Source organism: Micromonospora sp. R77 (genome assembly GCF_022747945.1).
Taxonomy (GTDB): Bacteria; Actinomycetota; Actinomycetes; order Mycobacteriales; family Micromonosporaceae; genus Micromonospora.
Map to the genome: position 1 here is coordinate 5,925,817 of NZ_JALDST010000001.1, position 20,723 is coordinate 5,946,539.

General features: G+C 68.0%; 12 protein-coding genes. 5 read left to right on the forward strand and 7 right to left on the reverse strand.

Annotated elements, in window-relative coordinates:
- Positions 1-7 precede the first annotated feature (7 nt).
- The 7 genes from MRQ36_RS27500 to MRQ36_RS27530 form a co-directional block, all read right to left on the reverse strand.
- Positions 8-268 carry a hypothetical protein gene (locus MRQ36_RS27500; protein ID WP_095563279.1) on the reverse strand — a complete coding sequence of 87 codons (261 nt, stop codon included), beginning with the start codon at positions 266-268 and terminating at the stop codon, positions 8-10.
- 65 nt (positions 269-333) lie between these two features.
- Entirely contained in the window at positions 334-1,002 is a 669-nt protein-coding gene (locus tag MRQ36_RS27505) for a hypothetical protein (protein WP_242799656.1), read from the reverse strand.
- On the reverse strand, positions 999-3,623 hold the full coding sequence (locus MRQ36_RS27510; RefSeq protein ID WP_242799657.1) for an FtsK/SpoIIIE domain-containing protein: 2,625 nt from the start codon (positions 3,621-3,623) through the stop codon (positions 999-1,001). The genes MRQ36_RS27505 and MRQ36_RS27510 overlap by 4 nt, the downstream gene beginning before the upstream one ends.
- A gap of 181 nt (positions 3,624-3,804) precedes the next feature.
- Positions 3,805-7,020 carry a type I restriction endonuclease subunit R gene (locus tag MRQ36_RS27515; RefSeq protein ID WP_374251208.1) on the reverse strand — a complete coding sequence of 1,072 codons (3,216 nt, stop codon included), beginning with the start codon at positions 7,018-7,020 and terminating at the stop codon, positions 3,805-3,807.
- 31 nt (positions 7,021-7,051) lie between these two features.
- A complete protein-coding gene (locus MRQ36_RS27520) occupies positions 7,052-8,251 on the reverse strand; it encodes a restriction endonuclease subunit S (protein ID WP_242799659.1) in 1,200 nt (399 codons plus the stop codon).
- Positions 8,244-9,860, reverse strand: a complete 1,617-nt coding sequence (locus MRQ36_RS27525) for a class I SAM-dependent DNA methyltransferase (protein WP_242799660.1) — start codon at positions 9,858-9,860, stop codon at positions 8,244-8,246. The genes MRQ36_RS27520 and MRQ36_RS27525 overlap by 8 nt, the downstream gene beginning before the upstream one ends.
- A gap of 20 nt (positions 9,861-9,880) precedes the next feature.
- On the reverse strand, positions 9,881-11,917 hold the full coding sequence (locus MRQ36_RS27530; RefSeq protein ID WP_242799661.1) for an SAM-dependent DNA methyltransferase: 2,037 nt from the start codon (positions 11,915-11,917) through the stop codon (positions 9,881-9,883).
- A 148-nt stretch (positions 11,918-12,065) separates the two neighbouring features.
- On the opposite strand from MRQ36_RS27530, the gene MRQ36_RS27535 reads away from it, so the two are divergent.
- From MRQ36_RS27535 to MRQ36_RS27555, 5 genes are all read left to right on the forward strand, one after another.
- Positions 12,066-14,474: an AAA family ATPase gene (locus MRQ36_RS27535; protein ID WP_242799662.1), complete on the forward strand. Its 2,409-nt coding sequence runs from the start codon at positions 12,066-12,068 to the stop codon at positions 14,472-14,474.
- Positions 14,471-14,845 (forward strand): hypothetical protein, encoded by a 375-nt coding sequence (locus MRQ36_RS27540; RefSeq protein WP_242799663.1) that lies wholly within the window; start codon positions 14,471-14,473, stop codon positions 14,843-14,845. Before MRQ36_RS27535 ends, MRQ36_RS27540 begins: the two co-directional genes overlap by 4 nt.
- Positions 14,839-15,339: a hypothetical protein gene (locus tag MRQ36_RS27545; RefSeq protein ID WP_151454322.1), complete on the forward strand. Its 501-nt coding sequence runs from the start codon at positions 14,839-14,841 to the stop codon at positions 15,337-15,339. Before MRQ36_RS27540 ends, MRQ36_RS27545 begins: the two co-directional genes overlap by 7 nt.
- 339 nt (positions 15,340-15,678) lie before the next feature.
- A complete protein-coding gene (locus MRQ36_RS27550; RefSeq protein ID WP_242799664.1) occupies positions 15,679-19,737 on the forward strand; it encodes an AAA domain-containing protein in 4,059 nt (1,352 codons plus the stop codon).
- On the forward strand, positions 19,734-20,570 hold the full coding sequence (locus tag MRQ36_RS27555; protein WP_242799665.1) for a hypothetical protein: 837 nt from the start codon (positions 19,734-19,736) through the stop codon (positions 20,568-20,570). Before MRQ36_RS27550 ends, MRQ36_RS27555 begins: the two co-directional genes overlap by 4 nt.
- The last annotated feature ends 153 nt before the right edge of the window (positions 20,571-20,723 follow it).

Genomic DNA, 20,723 nt, shown 5'->3' on the forward strand with positions numbered 1-20,723 from the left:
GTCGGTGTCAGAGGACGGCGTTGTACTTTTCGGTCTGGGCGATGGCGGCCTGGATCAGGCCGGCGCCCTCGCCGAACTTCTGCTTGGCGGCGCTGAGTTTGCCGATGGCGCCCATGACGGCGGGCTGCTGGGTGCCGGCGGCGAGGGCCTGGAGCACGGCGATGGCCCGGTCGACCTGGGCGTTGACGCCGGCGAGTTGGGCAAGTGCCTTGTCGGCCTCGGACTTGCCGTGGGCCAGGCCGGCCTTGATGTCTCCGATGGTGGCCACTGGATGTTCCTCCCCTGGGTCGTGGTGTCCAACGCCCCGCCACCGATGGCAGGTGCGTCTGCGGTTCAGCCTTGGGTTGCAGCGATGAAGATGAACCACAAGATCGGCATGCCGACAAAACAGATCACTCCGCCTGCGCGGGCGGATCGGGTGCCGCCTCCGCCGATGCGCGGCTGACCGACAAGGCTGATCGTGAGGTAGCCGGCGAAGAACGCCAGAGCGGGCAGCCCACACAGCGACCAGGGCACGAGTTGCCAGGGGATACGGCCGAGGTCGGCGTCGGGGCTGACGGCAAACATCAGCAGCGAGGCGAGGGTGCCGAGGGTCGCTGCAGCGGCGTAAACGAGAGCGTTGCGGGCCAGCGGCGTGAGCCCGGGCAGCAGCGGTGGTTGCGCGGCCTGCCGGTGGGCGTGCTCGGCGGCGGTATCGGCCGTGTCGGCGGCTGCGACGGCCCGGCGAAGCGCCTCGGCCTGATCCGGGACAGGGCTGGGGGCGATGCCGCCGATGTGCGGCTCGGGCAGGCGCAGCGTGGCGGCGAGCTGGTGTAGGTGTTGCCGCTGAGTTGCGAGCCGGTGGGTGATCTGGTCGAGGGCGGCCTGACCGCTACGGCTCGTCGCGGCCTGCTGCTCGGCTCGTGAGCGTTCGTCCTGTAGCAGGGCGGCGAGACGGCGCGCGTGGTCGGTGTAGGCGGCCCAGCCGCCGTCGCGCGGCATCGGGGTGACGGGGTTGGTCATGTGAGGTCGTCGATCTGGTCGAGGGTTCCGGGGCGGACGTAGGGGACGATGAGGGTGCGGCGGTTGTCGTTGCGGTCGATCAGCAGGGCCCGGTTGGGTCGGGACTGCCACTCGGAGGCGTAGTCGCCGAGCAGGGAGCCGATGTCGCTGCCGGGCAGGTTGAGCGCGACGAGGCAGGCGACCTCGCCGCCGCCGGTGGGGCCAAGGTCGTCGCTGAACCGGCTCAGCGTGCGCCACCAGCCGAGCAGGTGCACACCGTGGCCGGGCCCGTTGGCCAACACGGCCCGCAGGTCGTCGTGCCCGGAGCGGTAGGTGGTTGGGTCGCTGGTAGCGAGGAGGTTGGTCGCGGTGTCGGCGCCAAACACCACCAGGTACGTCGACTTCCCGCCGCCGGGCTCGGACTGCTGGGCGACGTCGACCAACTGCGTCCGGTACTGGGTGGAGGTGATCGTTTCGCAGGGGTGGCCGGCTGCGGTGATTGCCTCGACGGTGGCGTCGGCGGCCTCGTCGGCGGCGGCGACAAGCGGAGCGACGAGGAAGCGGGCGGTGCCGGGGATGTGCTGGCGGGCCAGGCTGACTGCGGCTGCGTACAGGACGTCGGCTCCGACGGGGGAGGTGCCGAGCACGGCCAGGTGGCTGCCCGGGGTGGCGTCGAGGGTGAACCCGGCGGTGGGCAGGCCGACGTCGACGGCGCGGCCTACCAGGGCCCGCCGTCGCCGTACGTCAGGTGTCAGGCGGGTGAAGGTGGGATCGGCGTCGGGGTGCTGCTCGGCGTAGCCGGCGAACACCGCCGGTGGCGCGTCGCCCGGCGGACGAGCGTTCCACAGCAGGTGCCGCTGCGCGGTCACTGACGCGCTATCGGCGTTCGGGAAGCGGATCACCCGGTTCGCTCCCGGTAAGCCGGCCGCCGTGTTGACGACGGCTGCGCCGATCGGAAGGTTGTCCGCGCCGTCGTTGAGCTGGTCGAGGATCCCGCCGCCACCGGCGAGCGCGACCCGCAGCGGGAACTGCCCGAAGATCGACTCGGTCTTGGCGAACAGCGCCTCCACCCCGGAGATCGTCTGCGAGGCCAGGACCAGGTGGATGCCGTACGAGCGGCCCTTACGCGCCAACTCCTCCAGCAGCGCCACCGCCTGCCGGGCCACCGCGTCGTTGCCTTCGAACAGCACATGGAACTCGTCGATCACCGCCACCAGCCGCGGCATCGCCACATCCGGCCGCCCGGCGCGCAGGTCGGCCAGCTTCGTTACCCCAGCCCGCTTCAGCTCCGTCGCCCGCCGGGTCATCTCCCGCGACAACGTGCGCAACACCGCCAGCCCGTACTCCCGGTCGGACTCGATGCCCACGGTACGGGCGTGCGGGATCCACGACGGGTCCACCGCCGTCGGGGTGAACTCCGCGAACGACACCCCCTCCTTGAAATCCAATAGATACAGGCCCAACTCGTCCGGGGAGTAGCGCGACGCCAGACCGTAGAGCACATCCAGCAGGAAGACGGTCTTGCCCGACCCGGTGCGCCCACCCACCAACCAGTGCGGCGTCGCATCATCCAGCGCCAGCACACACTCGGCGCGGCCTTCCCGACCCACCACGGTGCGCAGCCCGCCGGCCGACGACTCCTGCCAAATCTCGGTCGGCATCAACGCCGCGAAGTCCGTCGACGCCTGCACCCGCGCTGCTTTCGCCAACCTGCGACAGACCGTCTCGATCAGATCGTCCGATGGGCCTCCGTCCAACCGCATCGGCACCGCCAAGCCCACACCGTCGTCACTGAACCGGTACGGACCCGGCGGGTCCGAAACCCTGAACAATCCGCCGCCGGCTGCTGTCAGCTGCGTCGTCCGCTCCAATCGAGGTGCCGCCTCCAGCCCCGGATGCTGAGGCGGCGGATAGCCGGCCAACAGCAGGAACACACCTGCGGCCGGACCGGCGTGCGCGATCGCCGCCAACCGCGACCACTCGGTACGCCCCGCGCCCTGCGGCAGCGCCGCGACACACACCAGCAGCACCGATGGATCGGTCGCGCCGGCCTGAACCCGCTCGATCCGCTCCTCCGCCTCGGTCAGCACCTGCTCGAAACCCGAAGGGTCGATCGCGGGCCTCCGCCACGCCTCCGCCTCCACCATTGCGCGGAACGGGCCGAAAACCGCCCCGAGCGTCGCCCCGTCCACGGCCGCGACCCGAAGTGCGCCGTCCGGCAACGCCGCAAGCACTCGCAGCAGCATGCCGCGTAGCCATCGTGCTACAGACGGGTCGCGGCCGTCGCTGTCGACCGCCAGATGACCAGCACCCACGAACGGTACGACGACACCGAAGACGCTTCCGGGGACTGGTGACGCCTCACCCAGCCGAACAGCAAGCGGGCGACCTGCAGCCGCGTCTGCACCTGTCGGAAGGGCCGCGGCGGCAGCGTCCAACCGGCAACCGAGCCAGCCCGGCGTCAGTCCCTCGGCCATTCGCTGCATACCGGCAGCGAAACGCCGAGCAACTTCGCTGGCCTGCGCAGAGACGCCGTCCGGTCCGGCACCAGCGCGCAACCGCGCACGGGCGGCCTCGGCATGCGATACCGCTTCTCGATGCGCCGCCACCGCCCGACCGAAGGCCGACGCCACCGACTCCATGCCAACGTCTCCCCAGGACCGATGGACCGCGATCTCTGGCGCCGACCCTATCCAACGACACCACCCGCAGTCAGCCCCGTATTGCTCAGCGTGCTGAGCGATACTGGTGAGGTGGCCTCTGGCACGGTGAGGACACGCTTAAGCCATCGCACCACCGGCAGGGGTAGCCGGCCGCCGCCTGTCACCGCTGGGCGGCCTGCCCTCCCGGAGCCCACTCGTTCGCGAACGTCTCCATCTGGCGAATGACCAGGTCGACGGCCGCACGCTCGTGATCGGGCGGATAGTCGTAGCGAGCCAGCAGGCGGCGGATATGGCTGCGGAGCTTGGCACGTACCGGTTCACGGGAGAACCAGTCCACCGTGATCGACGACTGGATCGACTTGACCAGCTGCCGGGCGATCTCTGCCAGGGTGCCAACACCCATGAGCTCCGTAGCCGCCCCGTTCTGGGCAACGGCGTCGTAGAAGGCCAGTTCGGCGTGGTTTAGCGGAGGGTCGAACTGCTGGCCGCGCCGGGCGTCCGCGGACACCTGCTTGGCCAGCTCGACCAGCTCGACGATGAGCTGCGCGCTGGTCAGCTGCTGACGCATGTAGCGGTTCATCAGGTCTTCGAGCTGGGCCGAGAAGCGTTCCTGACGGACCACGTTGTGCTTGGTGACCTCACGCATCTTTCGCTCGATCAGCCGGCGCAGCGCCGCGGCGGCCAGGTGCGGGGTTTCCGAGTCCTGCAGGCGCTGCAACGCGACCCCGTTGAGTTCGGTGATGTCGAGCTTGCCGAGGCCCGCCTCCTCGTAGATGTCGGTGATGTCGGCGGCGTCGACGACCTCGGCGGCGAGCTGGGACAGGTAGCGTTCCACCTCGGCCGTGTTGGGTAGACCCTTGGCCTCTCGGTCGGCGGCCTCCTCCTTGACGATCCAGACCCGCACGTCGCGGAAGTAGTGGATGTCGCGGCGCATCCGCTGGATGTCACCGGCGCGTTCGGCGAAGTCGCGGCTGGTCGCGCAGAGCGTGTAGAAGCGTTCCAGCCGGCCCGCCGAGTCACGGAACCGCCGGTGCAGCGGCTTCGTGCCGGGTTCGACGTCGTTACCGGGGGTTCGCGGGTTGCGCAGGAAGTTGGCGGCCTTCTTCACCGCCCGGCGCCAGCGGGTCGGGTCCGTCTCGTCGTCCAGGATCTCCCGCCACTTGACCGGGGCCAGCATGGCATCGAGGACGGAGATCTCGTTGAACACCTCGCTGATCGCCCGCTCGATCTCCCGGCCGAGGGTCTGGTCCTCCTGATCGCTGGGCGTGTACTCGGTGAGCGCCTTGCGCAGGTTCTCGGTCAGCGGGGCGTAGCCGACCAGCAAGCCGTCCTGCTTCTCCCGGAACCGGCGGTTGACCCGAGCCAGCGCCTGCATCAGGTTGGCGCCCTTCATCGGCCGGTCCATGTAGATGGTGTGAATCGGCGGCGCGTCGTAGCCGGTGAGCAGCATCGAGTGCACGATGAGCAGCTCCAGCTCGTCGTCCGGGTCCTTGGCGCGGGCTTGGATAGTCTTTTGCTGCGACGGGCGCAGGTGGTGCGGGCGCAGCACCTCCTTGTCGCTGGGCACCCCATGAAAGACGATCTTCATCTTGCCCTTGTCGACGGCCGGGTCCGCCCAGTCGGGCCGAAGCTCCTTGAGGGCGTCGAAGACGCGGACACAGATCTCCCGCGTTGCGCAGACCAGCATCGCCTTGCCCGGCCCGCCGAGCTGCGGCCGCATCAGCTCCCGCCGCTTCTCCCAGTGCTCAACGAGGTCCTTCGCGAGGGTCTCGACCCGGTCGGGGGCTCCGTAGACGGTGTTCATGGTGGCCGCGTACGCCTCGGCCCTACGTCGCTCCGCGTCGTCCAGGCTGGCAGTGAGCTGCTCCACCTGTTCGTCGATGCTCTCCGGGTCGATGTCCGGCGGCAGCGACACCGGAATGATCCGCGGCTCGTGGTAGACCCGCACGGTCGCCTCGTCGTCGACGGCACGCTTGAGGTCGTACACGTCGATGTAGTCGCCGAAGACGGCGCGGGTGTTCACTTCGGCGGTGGCGATCGGGGTGCCGGTGAAGGCGATGAACGTGGCGTGCGGCAGCGCGTCGCGGAGGTGCCGGGCGTAGCCGTCCAGGCTGTCGTAGTGGCTGCGGTGCGCCTCGTCGACGATCACCAGGATGTTGCGGCGGTCGGACAGGAGCGGATGCGGCCTCCCGGCGTCGCGCTCTTCTTTCGTACGTCCGAACTTCTGCAGCGTGGTGAAGATGATGCCGCCGGCGTTGCGGTTCGACAGCTTGTCCCGCAGTTCGGCGCGGGTGTCGGCCTGCTCCGGCTCCTGGCCCAGCAGCGTCTGGCTGTCGAGGAACGTGTCGAAGAGCTGGTCGTCGAGGTCGGTGCGGTCGGTGAGCACCACGATGGTCGGGTTCTTCAGGGCGGGGTGGCGGACGGTCAACGCCGCCGTGCACACCATCTCCTCGGACTTACCCGAGCCCTGGGTGTGCCAGACGACGCCCGCCTTCCCGTCGCTCTGCGAGGCCCGCACGATGCACTCGACGGCCCGGACAACCGCGAAGTGTTGATGCGCCTTCGCGATCCGCTTCGCCTTCGACGTGAAGTTGACGAAGCCGCTGGTGAGCTCCAGGAAGCGCCGCTGGTTGAACAGCCCGTAGAGGGCGACGGTGAGCGCTTCCGGACCGTCGTAGTCCGACGCGGTGGTGTCGACGCGTTCCCCCTCGTCGTCGACGTTCCACGGCGCGAAGTGCTCGTAGGGGGTGAACGGGGTGCCGTATTTCGCGGTGATGCCGTCGGAGATCAGGCACAGGACGGCATGCCGGAAGGAGAGCGGGAACTCCGCGAGGTACGCCTGAAGCTGGGCGTGCGCGCCCGTCAGGGTGGCGTTCTCGTCGGCGGCGTTCTTGAGCTCGACGATCGCGACCGGGAGACCGTTGAGGTAGAGCACGATGTCGAGCCGGCGCCGGAAGTCGCCGTCGACGATCGTGACCTGGTTGATCGCCCGGTAGACGTTGCGGTCGGGCTCGTCTAGGTCGGCAACGCGCACGGTGGGGTTGTGCTCGGCGCCGAACGCGTCGGTGTAGGTGATCGAGCGAATGCCGTGGACCAGCCGCTCGTGCGCCGCCCGGTTCTCGGCGAACGCCTCCCTGGAGGCCACGTCGGTGGCGGCCCGCACCGCGTCGGCGACCGCCATGGGCGGCAGATCGGGGTTGAGTCGCTCGATCGCGGCCCGCAGGTCCTCGACGAGCACCAGATCGGCCCAAGACTGCCGCTGCCCCGACCCCGGCGCGAAATCCTTCCCGGCACCCGGCTCCCACCCGAGCTCACCGAGCTGATCCAGCGCGAGCGCCTCCCAGTCCGCCTCGCTCATCCACCCGCCCGCACCCATCACAACCCCTCCCCGTGAACCGTTGACATTCCTAAACCGCTGCTTCGACAACCTGCTCGGCGTCCCTGACCCGCAACCGCCCGGACATCAACTCCGGCAATAGGGTGTCTCGCAACTTGGTAAGGGTTGCGTTCTCGGCTGTGGCAGCCGCAGCCCTTTGGTGTAGTGGGATGGCCTTCCCTGCAAATTCTTTGCGCGCGGCTGGTGCGGGCAGTCTAACGCCAATGGCCTTGAAATTCTTTCTGCTCAGCTCGAGGAATGTGGATCCATTCGCCAAACTGCGCATCTCGTCGACCCGATCCCGCATCTCGTGGAACAACCACATCGCAAGGTCTTCATCGGGTGCCACCACCACGATGAAACCTTGATTCACAGCCGTTGGTACCTGCGGAAACGCGAACGCCCCGATAGTAGCCCGCGACGTCATGAAGATTGAACCAGCGGGGTACAACACTGATGCGCAGTTGTCGAGTCCCGCATCTGTGATCCTCCGGCTCGTGCCGAAGAGGTATGGAGCTCCTAGCGCTGTCACGTCCGACGGAGTCGCCCAAGCGATGTCGCCGTCCCAGTACTCCGTAACTTTGGTGCTTGGCGTCCCACCTCCACCCACCTGAGCGATAGAGCCGAAAGTCTCCGGCCCGGTGGGGACTTCTGCCACTGCACGGCTGAATTGTGCATCAGCGAGCGCTAGCGAACAACCGGCAATGCGGTCGTTGACCGCAATCTTGTCGTCGAGCGCGCCCAGGACTTGTGCGATTTTCTGCTGTTCGCGGTAATCCGCTGCCGGTATGCGAACCTTCACGAGCTCGGACTGGCGGATGCCAAGCACGGTTGTCCCAGTAGACCGTCCGATCAGTTGGTCCTGCACGTAAGAAGTCTGCAGTGAATAAAAGAGATACCGGCTGTCGAGAACGCCGGGCTTGCCGCGAAGTCCGAAGACCCGCTGCCCCAGCACATACCTGCCGTTGTCGGGGATCAGGGCGCAACGGCCCAATGGCGCCTCCGACGTGAGGATGACGTCATGGCGTTTGGTTGGCACGCGCATCCACTTTTCATACATCTCATCGCTGACGCATCGGGCCTGCGAGAGATCTATCGAACCGCCTTTGACTAGAAGGGCAGAGATAACCTTTGCCCCCTTCTCTGTGAAATCGCCACCCATCTTTTTTGGCGTCTTGCCGCGGTGGTCGATGAGGACCTCCAACGCATCGCCTAAAGTCAGCTCAAACATCCAAGCTCCCAACCTGGTTGCGAACGAGGGCTTCAAGGCGGCTGGACTCGTCGAAGTGGGCGTACAGATCCTTGGTGAGGCGTTCGATGCGGTCGGCGAGCGGCTCGGCGCCCGGGTCCTCTTGAGCTTCGGCAGCGCCCACGTAGCGGCCGGGGGTGAGGACATGGTCGTGGGCGGCTACCTCGTCGAGCTTTGCCGAGTAGCAGAAGCCCGGCACATCCTCGTACGTCTGGCCCTTGGTCTTGGCGGACTTCGTGCCACGCCAGGCGTGGTAGGTGTCGGCGACCCTGGAGATGTCGTCGTCGGTGAGGATGCGCTCGGTGCGGTCGACCATGGTGCCGAGGGCGCGGGCGTCGATGAAGAGGATCTCCCCGCGCCGGTCGGCCAGCGCCTTCGCGCCCTGGGGGGTCTTGTCCTTGGTCAAGAACCACAGGCAAGCGGGGATGGCGGTGGTGCGGAACAGGTTCGGCGGGAGGGCGACCATGCAGGCCACCAGGTCCCTCTCAACCATTTCACGGCGGATGTCGCCCTCGCCGGACTGCTTGGATGACATCGAGCCGTTGGCGAGGACGACGCCGGCACTGCCCCGGTCACCGAGCTTGAAGAGAATGTGCTGGAGCCATGCGTAGTTGGCGTTACTCTGCGGCGGCGTCCCGTAGCGCCAGCGTGGGTCACCCACCTTGCGCGCCCAGTCGCTCATGTTGAACGGCGGGTTGGCCATGACGAAGTCGACCCGCCGGTCCGGGTGCTTGTCGTCGGCGAACGTGTCGGCCCAGCGGTCGCCGATGCCGACCGGGTCCATTCCGTGGATGGCGAGGTTCATCTTCGCCAGCCGCCAGGTGCGCTCGTTGGCTTCCTGCCCGTAGACGGCGATGTCGTGCGTGTGGTCGCGGCCGGCGCGGGCCTCGACGAACTTCTTGGACTGGACGAACATGCCGCCGGAACCGCAGCACGGGTCGTAGACCCGGCCCTCGTAGGGCTCCAGCACCTCGACGAGAACCCGGACTACGCTTGACGGGGTGTAGAACTCGCCGGCCCGCTTGCCCTCGGCGCGGGCGAACTTCTCCAGGAAGTATTCGTACACCTCGCCGAGGACGTCCTGCGCCTTCCGGTCTCCGTGGCCGGTGAAGCGGGCGTCGCTGATCAGGTCGACGAGTTCCTTCAACCGCTTCTGGTCGACGTTGTCCCGGTTGAAGATCTTCGGGAGGACGCCGGTCAGCGCGCGGTTCTCCTGCATGATCGATTCCATGGCGTTGTCGAGCAGCTCGCCCACCCCGCTGGGAGCGTTCTCCACCAGGTAGTCCCAACGGGCGGTCTCCGGCACCCAGAAGACGTTCGCGCTGGCGTACTCGTCGCGGTCGTCGAGGAACTGAGCGCGGCGGTTCTCAGGAATGTCGGAGAGGCTTTCCTTGATCTGGGCGCGGCGTTCGGCGAACGCGTCGGAGACGTACTTGAGGAAGACCAGGCCGAGGACGAACTCCTTGTACTGAGCAGCGTCCATGGAGCCACGCAGCTTGTCGGCGGCCTTCCACAGGATGTCCTGGATCTGCTTGGTGCTGGACACGCCGAACAGCTCGGCCTGACCGTTGGCGCGTTTACGTGGGGGCACTGTGTGTTCCGTTCTCTCGTTCAGGAGTTCGTACCGTACAGAGTCGTGAGGGTGCCGTCGGCGAAGCCGGTCACGATGAGTTCGCGCAACGTCGCCATGAGATCGGCCTGCTGCTGCAGTAGGTGCTCGCGTTCCTCCAGACGGCGCAGCACGTCGTCCAAGCGGGCCGCCTCGTCGGGGGCCAGGTCGGGGATCATGGCGTCTCGCACCCGCGGGCCCCGCACCGCGGCAGGGCTGCGTGTCATGTTGCGGGCGGTGCCCAGGAGTGCCGCCAGCACTCGGGGGGTGAGCGGGTCGCCAGAAGAGATACGTAGGCCGCTGGCGGGGAACTCGATCACCGAGAAGCCGTCGTCGTCGAGAAGGACCCCGAACTGAGGAACGCTGGTGACCACGATGTCACCAGGTTCAGTAAGGGCGACCTGCGGGTACTGCGCCGCGAGGGTGAGCCGGTCCATCCAACGCCCGGAAGACTGGGCGAGTACCTCTGCCGCGCCGATGACCCGATGGTGACCCCGAGGTCCGACATGCTCGGGGTTCAGGCGGTGCCCGGTGAGGGGGCGGACCCGGCGAGCCGTTCGTAGCGCCTCGCAGGAAAGCTCTTTCGGCCTGATCCCCTCGCGCTGCACCGCTCCGGTGTTCAGGAAGCCGTTCTCCTTCCCGTAACGGATGGCCTCTTGCTCAGCGTCGGCGAGACGCCCCTCGACCTCGCCAACGAGCGCGGGGCGGTCGGCGGCCAGGCGGGCATGCAGGGTGACTGACGCCGGACCGGGCGGCCGAAGGGCGGCAGCCTGACGCAGGTCGAGGCTCTCCAGTGGGACGATTCGGCCGGTGCGCGGGTCGTGGCCGTCACTGCGGTGACCCTCGGCGCGCCAGAGAAGGATGTCCTCGGCTGCGGACTCGACAGTGGACTCTCCAAGCGCCTGACCGCTGAGGTCGACGAGTAGCAGGCGGCCCTTGGTGGTGTGGATCGGGTCCCGGGTCAGCAGCCAAAGGGCGGCGGGGTGACCTGGCCTGGCCGGGTAGACGCCGCCCGGAAGTTGCACAACTGCCTCGACGATGCCACTGCTCAGCAGCGCAGACCGCCGTAGCGCCGCTGGCCCGTCCCGTAGTTGGTCAACGAGGCTGCTCGCAGGGCCGACGACGATGGCCGTGCGGCCCGGACCGAGCAGATCGGCGATCGCTTCAACCCGGTCGAGGTCGGCGAGGGCTTCTCGACTCTCCGCCGGTTGGTAGGGGAGCCGAGTGACGATGAGGTCCGGTTCGGCGAATTCCTCGTTCAGCTCATCGGCGCGCACCTCGAACTGGAACTCGGGTAACTCGGCGAGGAGTAACTGCCGACGCACCAGACGGGCGAGTTCCTCGTCGGCGACGACCGCGTTGACTCGCAGATTGTCGCGGTCCTGGTCGCTTACCAGCGCTGTCAGTAGGTCGCCTGCGCCTGCGTTGCCGTCGGCGATGGTGACGGCGCGATGGGCGCGCAGCCGGGTCGGCACGTCGGCCACCCGACGGATCAGGGCCACCGTCTCCGGGGTGAGTGCATCCGCTGTCAGCTCAGGCCAGCCGAGGTGGTTAGCGGAGCTGAGTAGGAACTGACAGCTGCGCCAGGGGTCGAAGGCTCCCTCGATCAGTTGCTCGACCAGTTGGGCGAGCCCGGTCGGTTCCGGGGCGTCGGTCAGCTCGTGCAGCAGAAACTCGTCATCGGGATCGAGGCGCCGAGCCAGTGGCAGAGGATCGGCGGGCAGTGCCTGGCCGGTGAGGTGGCGGAGGCAGAGCGCGGCGCCGAGGACGACGATCGTGCGTCGGCCGCCGTGCCGCCGGGCGTACGCCGCCAGCGTGTGCATGGACCGCTCGGCGCGCAGGGTGTCCGGGTCGGCGTGGCCGAGCCCGGTCCGGAGTAGCCAAGCCACGACAGCGTCTGCAGGAAACAAGGGCTGTCCATGGATGCCCGGCACAGGTGCAGGGAAGTCGGGGTGCCGCCGGCGCCAAGTTGTGACCGCAGGCTTGCTGACCCGCGCGAGCTGCGCGATCTCGCGCTGCGACATCAACTCCGCCTCCACCGCTCACCTCCTCGCTCTGGCGGTCACGGTACGAGTCCTGAGGTTCAAAGACGAACGCTGGTCTGTTATCCCGGGATAACAGTGTGTAGGGCAGTTTAGGCGACCAATCTGCGGTTCCCTCGATGCGCCAACGACATCAGGGGGTCTGATGAACGACACACTCACGCTCTACCAGGAGCTTGTGGACCGCCTCCAGCGGTCCCAGGTGCCTGGCCCGGTCAGCGACCTGGCTCTCGCCGCCTTCCACGGCGAGCAGGTTCTTAATGACGTACTGCGAGGTGAGGCCCTTCCGCCATCGCCCGAGCCGGGTGAGGCGGGCGGTGCAACGCCGCAGGCATTCCTGGAAGAGGTCCGGGTTGCCGGCTTCCGCGGGATCGGTCAGCAGGTCACGGTTGGGCGGCTGCCCAAGACAGGGCTGACCGTGTTTGTGGGCCGCAACGGCTCCGGGAAGTCCAGCATCGCCGAGGCCGTCGAGTACGCGCTGACCGAGGATTCTCTGCGCTGGGCGCAGCGCCCGCCGGCCTTCCGCGAGGGCTGGCGGAACCTGCACCACGACGGCGCATCGGAGATCCGGCTCAGCCTTCGGCTCGACTCCGGCCAGCAGGTGACGACCCACCGCACCTGGCCGGCCGGGGCAACCGATCTGACCTCCGCGACGGTCACCACGACCACGGGCGGCGCCGCGATGCCGCCCGGTCAGGTGCCGCAGTGGGTCGGTCAGGCCGCCAGGTACCGGCCGTTCCTGTCCGCCCGCGACCTTGAACGGGTCATCACCGCGAAGCCGGCCGAACTGTACGACGCGATCGCGCCGATCCTCGGCCTGGGCCCGCTACGCGACACCGACGCCCGGCTGCAGCAGCGGCGCAAGGTCTACGACGACCGGGCCAAGGCGCTCAAGGCGGCCTTCACCGAGCTGCGCGAACAGCTCGGCCGCATCGACGACGACCGTGCCCGCGACGCCCTGAGCGCGCTCGGTGCACGTCCGCTCCGCGCAAACCTGACCCTGCTGGCCGACCTCGCCCGCGGCGACACCGCCACGCCGGAGGAACCTGCAGCGGCAGCCGCCCGGCGGATCGCCGAGCAGGACTTGCCCGACCTGGGTGGGGCGCTGGTTGCCCTCGCCGAATCTGCGGCGGCGATGCGTGAGGCGACCGCGACCGACAGCGGCGCCGCGGATCGAAGCGCTCGGCTGCTGCGGGCCGCGCTCGACGTGCACCACGATCGTGGGAACGGCCCCTGCCCGGTGTGCCGCATCGGGACCCTGGACCAGGACTGGCGTACGCAGGCCGAGGAGGAACTCGCCACGATGGCCGCGGTCGCCGCGGCGGCACGCGCGGCCCAGCAGGCTCACGCGCACGCCCAGCGTACGGTCGATGGGCTGCTCGGCGACATCCACCGGCTGCTCGAACCGGCCGCTGCGGCGCTGGCGCCCCACATCCCGGGGGAGAGCGCGGCGATGCGTGAAGCTCTCGCCGGGCTCGGCCCCGATCGGGTCGCTTGGGACAGTGTCGTCGCGGCGTACACCACCCTCGTGAAGGCGGCGGCCGGCTGGCTTGCCCAGCGTCACGACGCCTGGCGCGAGCCCGGCGCCGCGATCCGCCGGTGGGTCGACGCGGCGGCCGTGGTCCGCGCCGAGGCGCCGGCCCTGGCTCTGCTCACCAAGGCTCGTGCGGCTCTCGACACCGCCGAGAAGGCGATCCGGGCCGACCGGCTGGGCAGCTTCGCCGCCCAGTCGGATCGGGTGTGGCAGAAGCTGCGGCAGGAGAGCAACGTCGAGCTGCACCGGCTGCGGATGGAAGGCGTGAACAACACCCGCCGGGTCCTGTTCCCCGTGGCCGCCGACGGCGTCGAGACCAGCGCGCTCGCGGTGATGAGCCAGGGCGAGCTGCACGCCCTCGGCCTCGCGGTCTTCCTGCCCCGTGCCTGCGCTAAGGCCAGCCCGTACCGGTTCGTGATTATCGACGACCCGGTGCAGAGCATGGACCCGACCAAGATTGACGGCTTGGCCGAGGTGTTGCGGGAGGTCGCCCTGACCCGGCAGGTCATCGTGTTCACCCACGACGACCGGCTGCCGGAAGCGATCCGCCGCCTCGACATCGAGGCCGACGTGCGGGAGGTCACTCGCCGCCAGGGCTCGATCGTCGAGGTCCGCAAGGTCTGCGACCCGGCGGACCGCTACCTCGACGATGCCCGCGCCCTGGCCGCCGCCGACATCTCGGACGAGGCGAAGTACCTGATGGTCGCCGGGTTCTGCCGGTCCGCGATCGAGTCCATGAGCATGGATCGCTACCGGGCCGCCGAGCATCGGCGCGGCACGCCCTACCAGCAGATCCAGGAAGGACTCGGCCGGGCGCGCACCGTCAAGGACCGGCTCAGCCTCGGGCTCTTCGGCCGCCTCGTACCCCGACCGGAGCTCTTCGCTCGTCTCGACCGTGACTACGGCACGCAGGCCACCCGGACGGTCAAAGCGGTGGCGGATGCGGTCCACGGCCACCGGAGCATGCCCGTCCGGGCGATGGTCGCCAACACCGCTGCGCTCGTGGGGCGGTTGCGATGACGACGTCCCTGTACCTCGCCACCGCCGACCGGATGCTCAGCAGCGTCATCCGAGGCACCCGTGGAGCCTGGCCCCGTGCGTGCGCGTGGCTGCTTCGCCACGAACTGGAAGCAGCGATGGACCGGTACTGGGCTCGCGTCTGCCCCGAGATCGGACGGACCCGGGTGCAGCGGCCGAAGCTGCTGCTGCTCGCCCACTACGCCGGCCCCGACCTTGGGCGCCGGGCCAGCTACCTGTGGTGGGCGCTGTCCCGGGCCGGTCACCACCACCACTACGAACTCGGCGTCACCGCAGCCGAGCTGACCCGGCTCCGCGCCGAACTCGTTGACATCGTCGCGCTCCTTGACCACTCGGAGGCACCCACATGCTGAAGCGAGATCAGGCCATGCTGATCCTCGGCGTTGAGGCGTTGGCCATTGTCGGCGTCGTCTACTACCTCGTCACGCTCGACCTCATCAGCCTTGCCTGGTCGGCGTCGATCGCGATCGCCATCCCGGCCTGGCTGCTCGCCGTGAAGGCGCCGACGACGTGCGGCGTGACCACCCAGAAGGGCGGCCGGTGCGGACGGAAGGTCAACGGGGTGATCTTCGGCTGCGGCCGGTCGAACCACACCTGGGCCAAGTTCTTCGCCCGCTTCGGCTGGCGTCGTCAGCCTGACCCGACCGTTCGGCGGAGCCGGTCCACCGAGGCTGCAGAGGTCGCCGAGATAGTGACCGTGAAGATCGCCGAGGACTGGAAGAGCACCGTGGCTTTCTGGCTCGCCCTCACCGCGACGACGTGCGCCCTGGTCAGCGCCACCATCGATGCCACCAACTTTCTCCGTGCGCAGGAGTCGCCGAAGCCGCCGGTCGCCGTCTCTCGTTGAGCCTGACCTTCTCCATCGATAAATCCGAATATCAAGTCGCGGCGAGGATCTCCCGCTACGGCCTCTCCCGCGCCGCATAGCACCTGTTCGAGTTGGCCTTCAGCCACGTCAAGCTGCACCCCGGCACTGCAACATCTCGGCCTGCCCGATGTGCTGACAAGGCCCGACGGTACCGAGGCAGGGAAGTGAAGGTTGCTGAGTGGGGTCCTTCCGATGACGTCGGTGTCGGAAATCTGATGCATAGATGAACGTGTCTTGCGCCCTATCCTGGAGGGCTTTGCCTCGGGCCGACGGCCCGGCGGATCAGCACTGGTGTACGTCGACCGACTTGGAGACGAGATGCTGTTGACCCAACCGGATGTGCTCCACCTCGTCCAACAGGCCGCCGGCCGGTGGGCAGACCAACTGATCGACTTCGGCCCGCGCAACACGCTGCTCTACTTCAAGGAGCGACAGACCACCACTCTCGATCTCGCCGAGGCGGCCCCAGGCGCTGTCGCCGATCTGCTCCAGGGGCAGAAGGTTCGCCTACGGACGCTGTTCCCGGACCAGGACCGGCACACCACCGCCTGCAACACTGCCCGCAGCCTCCGCCGGAAGCTGGTCGAGCTGGAGGAGGAGCAGGGCATCCAGGCTGGTTGGGTGACCCGCGGTCTGCTCTGCATGGTCGGTCCGTACACCCGCGGCTCCGTGCCGATGCAACCGCTGCGGGCGCCGTTGATCCTGCAGCAGCTTGCGCTGGACAGCAGGACGGCAACCGAGAATGACTTCACGCTGGAGCTATCGGAGCCACCCGAGATCAATCCCGTACTCCTGTACGCGCTGGAACGGCAGTACGGCGTGGAGGCGGACATCAGCGTCCTCGGCGAGAAGCTGAGCGCGATGCTGTCCGAGATCGCTGATCCGGACCAGCAGCTCAGTGCCGCTTACGAGCTGATCGCCGAGGCAGCCGCTCCCAGCGGCCTGTCTCTCCGGCTCGAGCCCGCAGTTGTTGCCGGCGTCTTCAGCTTCGACAAGCTCGCCATGGTCAAGGATCTGCGTAACTCGGCCGAGCTGCTGGCATCGCACCCAGTGATCGGCGCGATGGCGGGCGACCGCGACGCTCGGCAACAGTTGCGCACTGAGCAAGCTCAGGGGTCCAGCTCCAGTGCCGATCGGATAGATCCGGCCAAGGAGTTCCTGGTCCACGACGCGGATTCGTCTCAGCAGTCGGCGATCGACGCGGTGCTGTCTGGCCGGCATGTGGTCATCGAGGGTCCACCGGGCACGGGTAAGAGTCAGACGATCGCGAACGTCATCGCGTACATGGCCGCGATGGGCCGCAGCGTGCTGTTCGTCTCCGAGAAGCGGGCTGCCATCGAAGCGGTGATGAACCGCCTTGGCGACGTCGGGCTCGACAACCTGGTGTTCGACCTGCACGACCGCAAGATCAGCAAGCGGCAGGTCGCCCAGCGCATCGCCAACGTCCTCACCCAAGCCGGTGCCGAACCACCCGTCGACACTGACGAGTTGCATCGCCGCCTGCACAGCCGCCGGGCCGCGGCAAAACGGCACCCGGCTGAGCTGCACGAGGTTCGGCAGCCCTGGGGAGTGAGCGCTTTTCAGGTCATCGAGCAGCTCCTCGCGCTTCCGACTCTCGATGTCAGCGGCTACAACCTGCGCACTTCCGAGCTGCGGAACCTTGACCGATCGAGGCTTGAGTCCGCGCGGGAGGACCTTCGGACCTTCGTGGATCGTGGCGGGCTGAGGATCTGGCGCGGAGAGTCGCCGTGGGCGAAGGCGGCCATCCGCACTGCAGACGATGTCGGCAAGGTGCTGGTGCATCTCGACGAACTCGCGGCTGGCGCCCTGCAGGGCGCACAGCGCCAGATCCGGAACTTGGTCGACCGCGCGGGGCTCGACGTGCCGGACGACCTCGCTGCGTGGAAGGATCTGTTCGACCTGCTCAGCGAGGTCGACCGCACCATCGCCAGCTACGGCGAGCGGGTCTTCGGCCCGGATCTGGACGACTTCGTCTACGCGACAGCACCAGGGCGATCCCGGCCGCGCCGGTCGGAGCCGCTCGGGATCCTCCGCCGGTTCCAACTGCGCAGCGAGCTGCGACGGACCTGTCCGGCCCCTCCCAAGAGCCGATCCGAGATGTATCAGGGCCTGGTCGCCGCAGTGGACCAGCGCGAGCGGTGGCGGAAGCTCAGCCGTCAGGACAGCGCACCCACTGCTCTGGCGGACGCCGACCTGTGCATGTCGTCCTTCACACAGGTGCGTAACCACCTCGCCGCGGTGGCGGCATGTGCCCGGATCGACGGCCTTGAGCGTGTAACCACGACCACGGCGGCCAATACGCTCGCCGAGTTGAACGCCGACCGCGAGACGTTGTTCCTGATGCCCGACCTGAACAAACAGCAGCAGCTGTTCCGCTCGTTGGGGCTGAGCCACATGCTCGATGACCTGGCCCACCGGCAGGTCTCAAGCGACGAGGCAGCCGACACCCTGTTGCGCTCCTGGTTGCAGGTGGTCCTCGACGAGATGCGCATGCGGGTCCCGTACCTCGGTCAGTTCGTCGGGCAGCAGCACGCCGCAGTGGTCCAGGACTTCCGCGCTGCGGACAGCCGGCACATCGAGATGGCCGCCGGGCACGTGCGCCGCAACGTGGCAGTGAACCTGCGGAAGGCCCGAGACGCTCATCCCGACCAGAACGGCCTCGTCCGGCGGGAGGCGGCCAAGAAGAGCCGGCACCTCTCTCTCCGGAAGCTGCTCAGCAGCGCACCGGAGGTGCTCCTCGCCGCGTTCCCGTGCTGGGCCATGTCACCACTGGTGGTCAGCCGCATCCTGCCGCCCGAGCGGTCGTTCGACGTGGTGATCTTTGACGAGGCGAGCCAGATCGAGCCGCACGACGCTGTCGCCTCGATCATGCGGGGCACCCAGCTCGTCGTGGCCGGCGACCCGAAGCAGCTCCCACCCACGCCGTTCTTCCGTCGCCTCGTTCAGCAGAACCCGGCTGGAGAAGACGATGATCTCGGCGATGAGAGCCTCGAGGACTACGAGTCCGTTCTTGACGTCCTCGGTGGCCTCATCTCGGACCGGTACCGCTTGACCTGGCATTACCGCAGCCGAGACGAGCGCCTGATCGCGTTCTCGAACGTCGAGATCTACAACCGGTCCCTCGTCACGTTCCCTGGCGTGCAGGTCGACAGCCCGCTGCGCTTGGAGACGGTGGATGGCCGTGTCGCCCCCGGGCAGGGCGGCTCATCAACGGAGGAGGTCAACCGGGCGGTCGAGCTGATTCTCGCGCATGCCGAGCAGCGACCGAACGAGAGCCTCGGGGTCATCACGATGGGGCAGAAGCACGCCCTGCGGATCGAGGCGACCTTGCGCAGCCGACGCCGAGAGCATGAGCACCTCGACGACTTCTTCTCTCAGGACCGGGCCGCGAGCCAGCGGTTCTTCATCAAGAGCCTGGAGAACGTCCAGGGCGACGAGCGGGACGCCATCATCCTGAGTATCGGCTACGCCAAGACCAGAGACGGTCGACTTCCGCTGCGCTTCGGACCGCTCAACCAGGAGGGTGGTGAGCGGCGCCTCAACGTCGCGGTCACTCGAGCGCGGAGTCGGATGACCGTGGTGAGCGCCTTCTCCCACCACGACATGGACCCGAACCAGACCGCGGCAACACGGAACCGCGGACCCGAACTGCTCCGCCGCTACCTGGAATTCGTCGACCTCGGCGGCGACCTGGGTGCGCGACAGCACACCGGGGTCGAGCTCAACGGCCTCGAACGCAGCGTCCTGAAGGCTCTCCAGCAGCAGGGCATCAACGCCGTGCCGCAGTGGGGTGTCTCCGGCTACCGCATCGACCTGGCCCTCGCCCACCCAGACCAGCCCGGCCGCATGGTCCTCGCTGTGGAGACCGACGGTCACTCGTACCACCAGGCACACAGCGCCCGGGACCGGGACCGGCTGCGCCAGCAACACCTCGAGCGCCTCGGGTGGGAGTTCCATCGCATCTGGTCGACCGACTGGTACGTGGATCCGGCAGGCCAGACAGCCCGACTCATCGCCCGCTGGAAGCAGGCGGTCGACCGCGCCAACCATGCCGCGAGGAGCCACCCCGTACCGCCGGCACGCCGGCCCGCCCAGCCATCGACGCCGCCGGCGACCCGCCGTGGCCCCCGCCCCGACGTGCCGATCGGTCTGCGGATCACCGAATACACACGGGAACAGCTGGTACAGATCTGCGCCTGGCTTGTTAGCGACCAGCTTCAGCGTGATCGGGATGAGCGCCTCCAGGAGGCCATGAGCGAACTTGGCTTCCGCAAGCGCGGCTCAATCATCCTCCAGCGCCTGACCGAAGCACTCGACATCGCGCAGCAGCGCGCCGACCGGGAGGTGTCCCGATGATTGCCCTCGACCCGCTCACTCTGGAACGCGTCGCCCGCCTGATCTGCGACGTCGATGGTCCCTACGAGCGGACCGGCACGCAGATCGAGCGGTTCCTGCACCGGGTCCGGTGGCCTGGCGATCCGCAGTACGACGGCTCTCCGCGGATCCCCTGGCTGACAGAAGTACTCAATTCCCATGCCGACGATGCCGCCGCCCTCGACCGGCTGCTCTGTCGCATCGGTGATCCGCTGGAGTACGACGGCGGCGTCGAGGCCGCCGAACCGATCGCACAAGAACTGAACCGCATCCTGGCTCCCGAGCAGCTCACAATCACCTACGTCGGCGGGCGCCCCGTGCTCGGTCAGATCAGCCAGAGCAGTGACGTTCCCCTCTACGGGCCGCCACCAGACCTCCACGAGCGGGTGCGAAGACTATCCCCCAACAGCAAGGCGGTCGACATCCTCATGGCGCGCGCCGACGAAGCGTCGATCTGCCAGAACAACGGGGCCTACGCGATGGCGATCATCGGCATCGGTAGCTTCGTCGAAGGCCTGCTGCACGTCGTGGTGACTGACCGCGACGAGACCGTGCGAAGGAACGGCCTGGTCGACCGTAACGGCCGACGGGTTCGGGCCGAACGAGCGGGCCTTCACCTGCTCCTTGAGTACGCGCATCGGAAGAAGTGGGTCCAGACCGACGCAAAGGACTTCATGGAGAAGGTCCGGGACTACCGCAACTTCGTCCACCCCCGTCACCAGATCGACTACGGGCTCGTGCCCGACCTGGACACAGTGCGGATGTGCTGGGCACCTGTACATGCGCTTCTCAACGACCTGGAATCCGCACCATGATCAACAGCTCATCTCGGTGACCAGCAAGCAAGCGGATTGACCTCTCCTTGTCCAGATGCCGACCTCGACACCGCCGCTGCTACTCCAGCTTCCGAACCAAGACAAGGTGCTGGGGTAGCAGGCGGAGGCCAGCGGGGCCGCATCGAGTGAGTG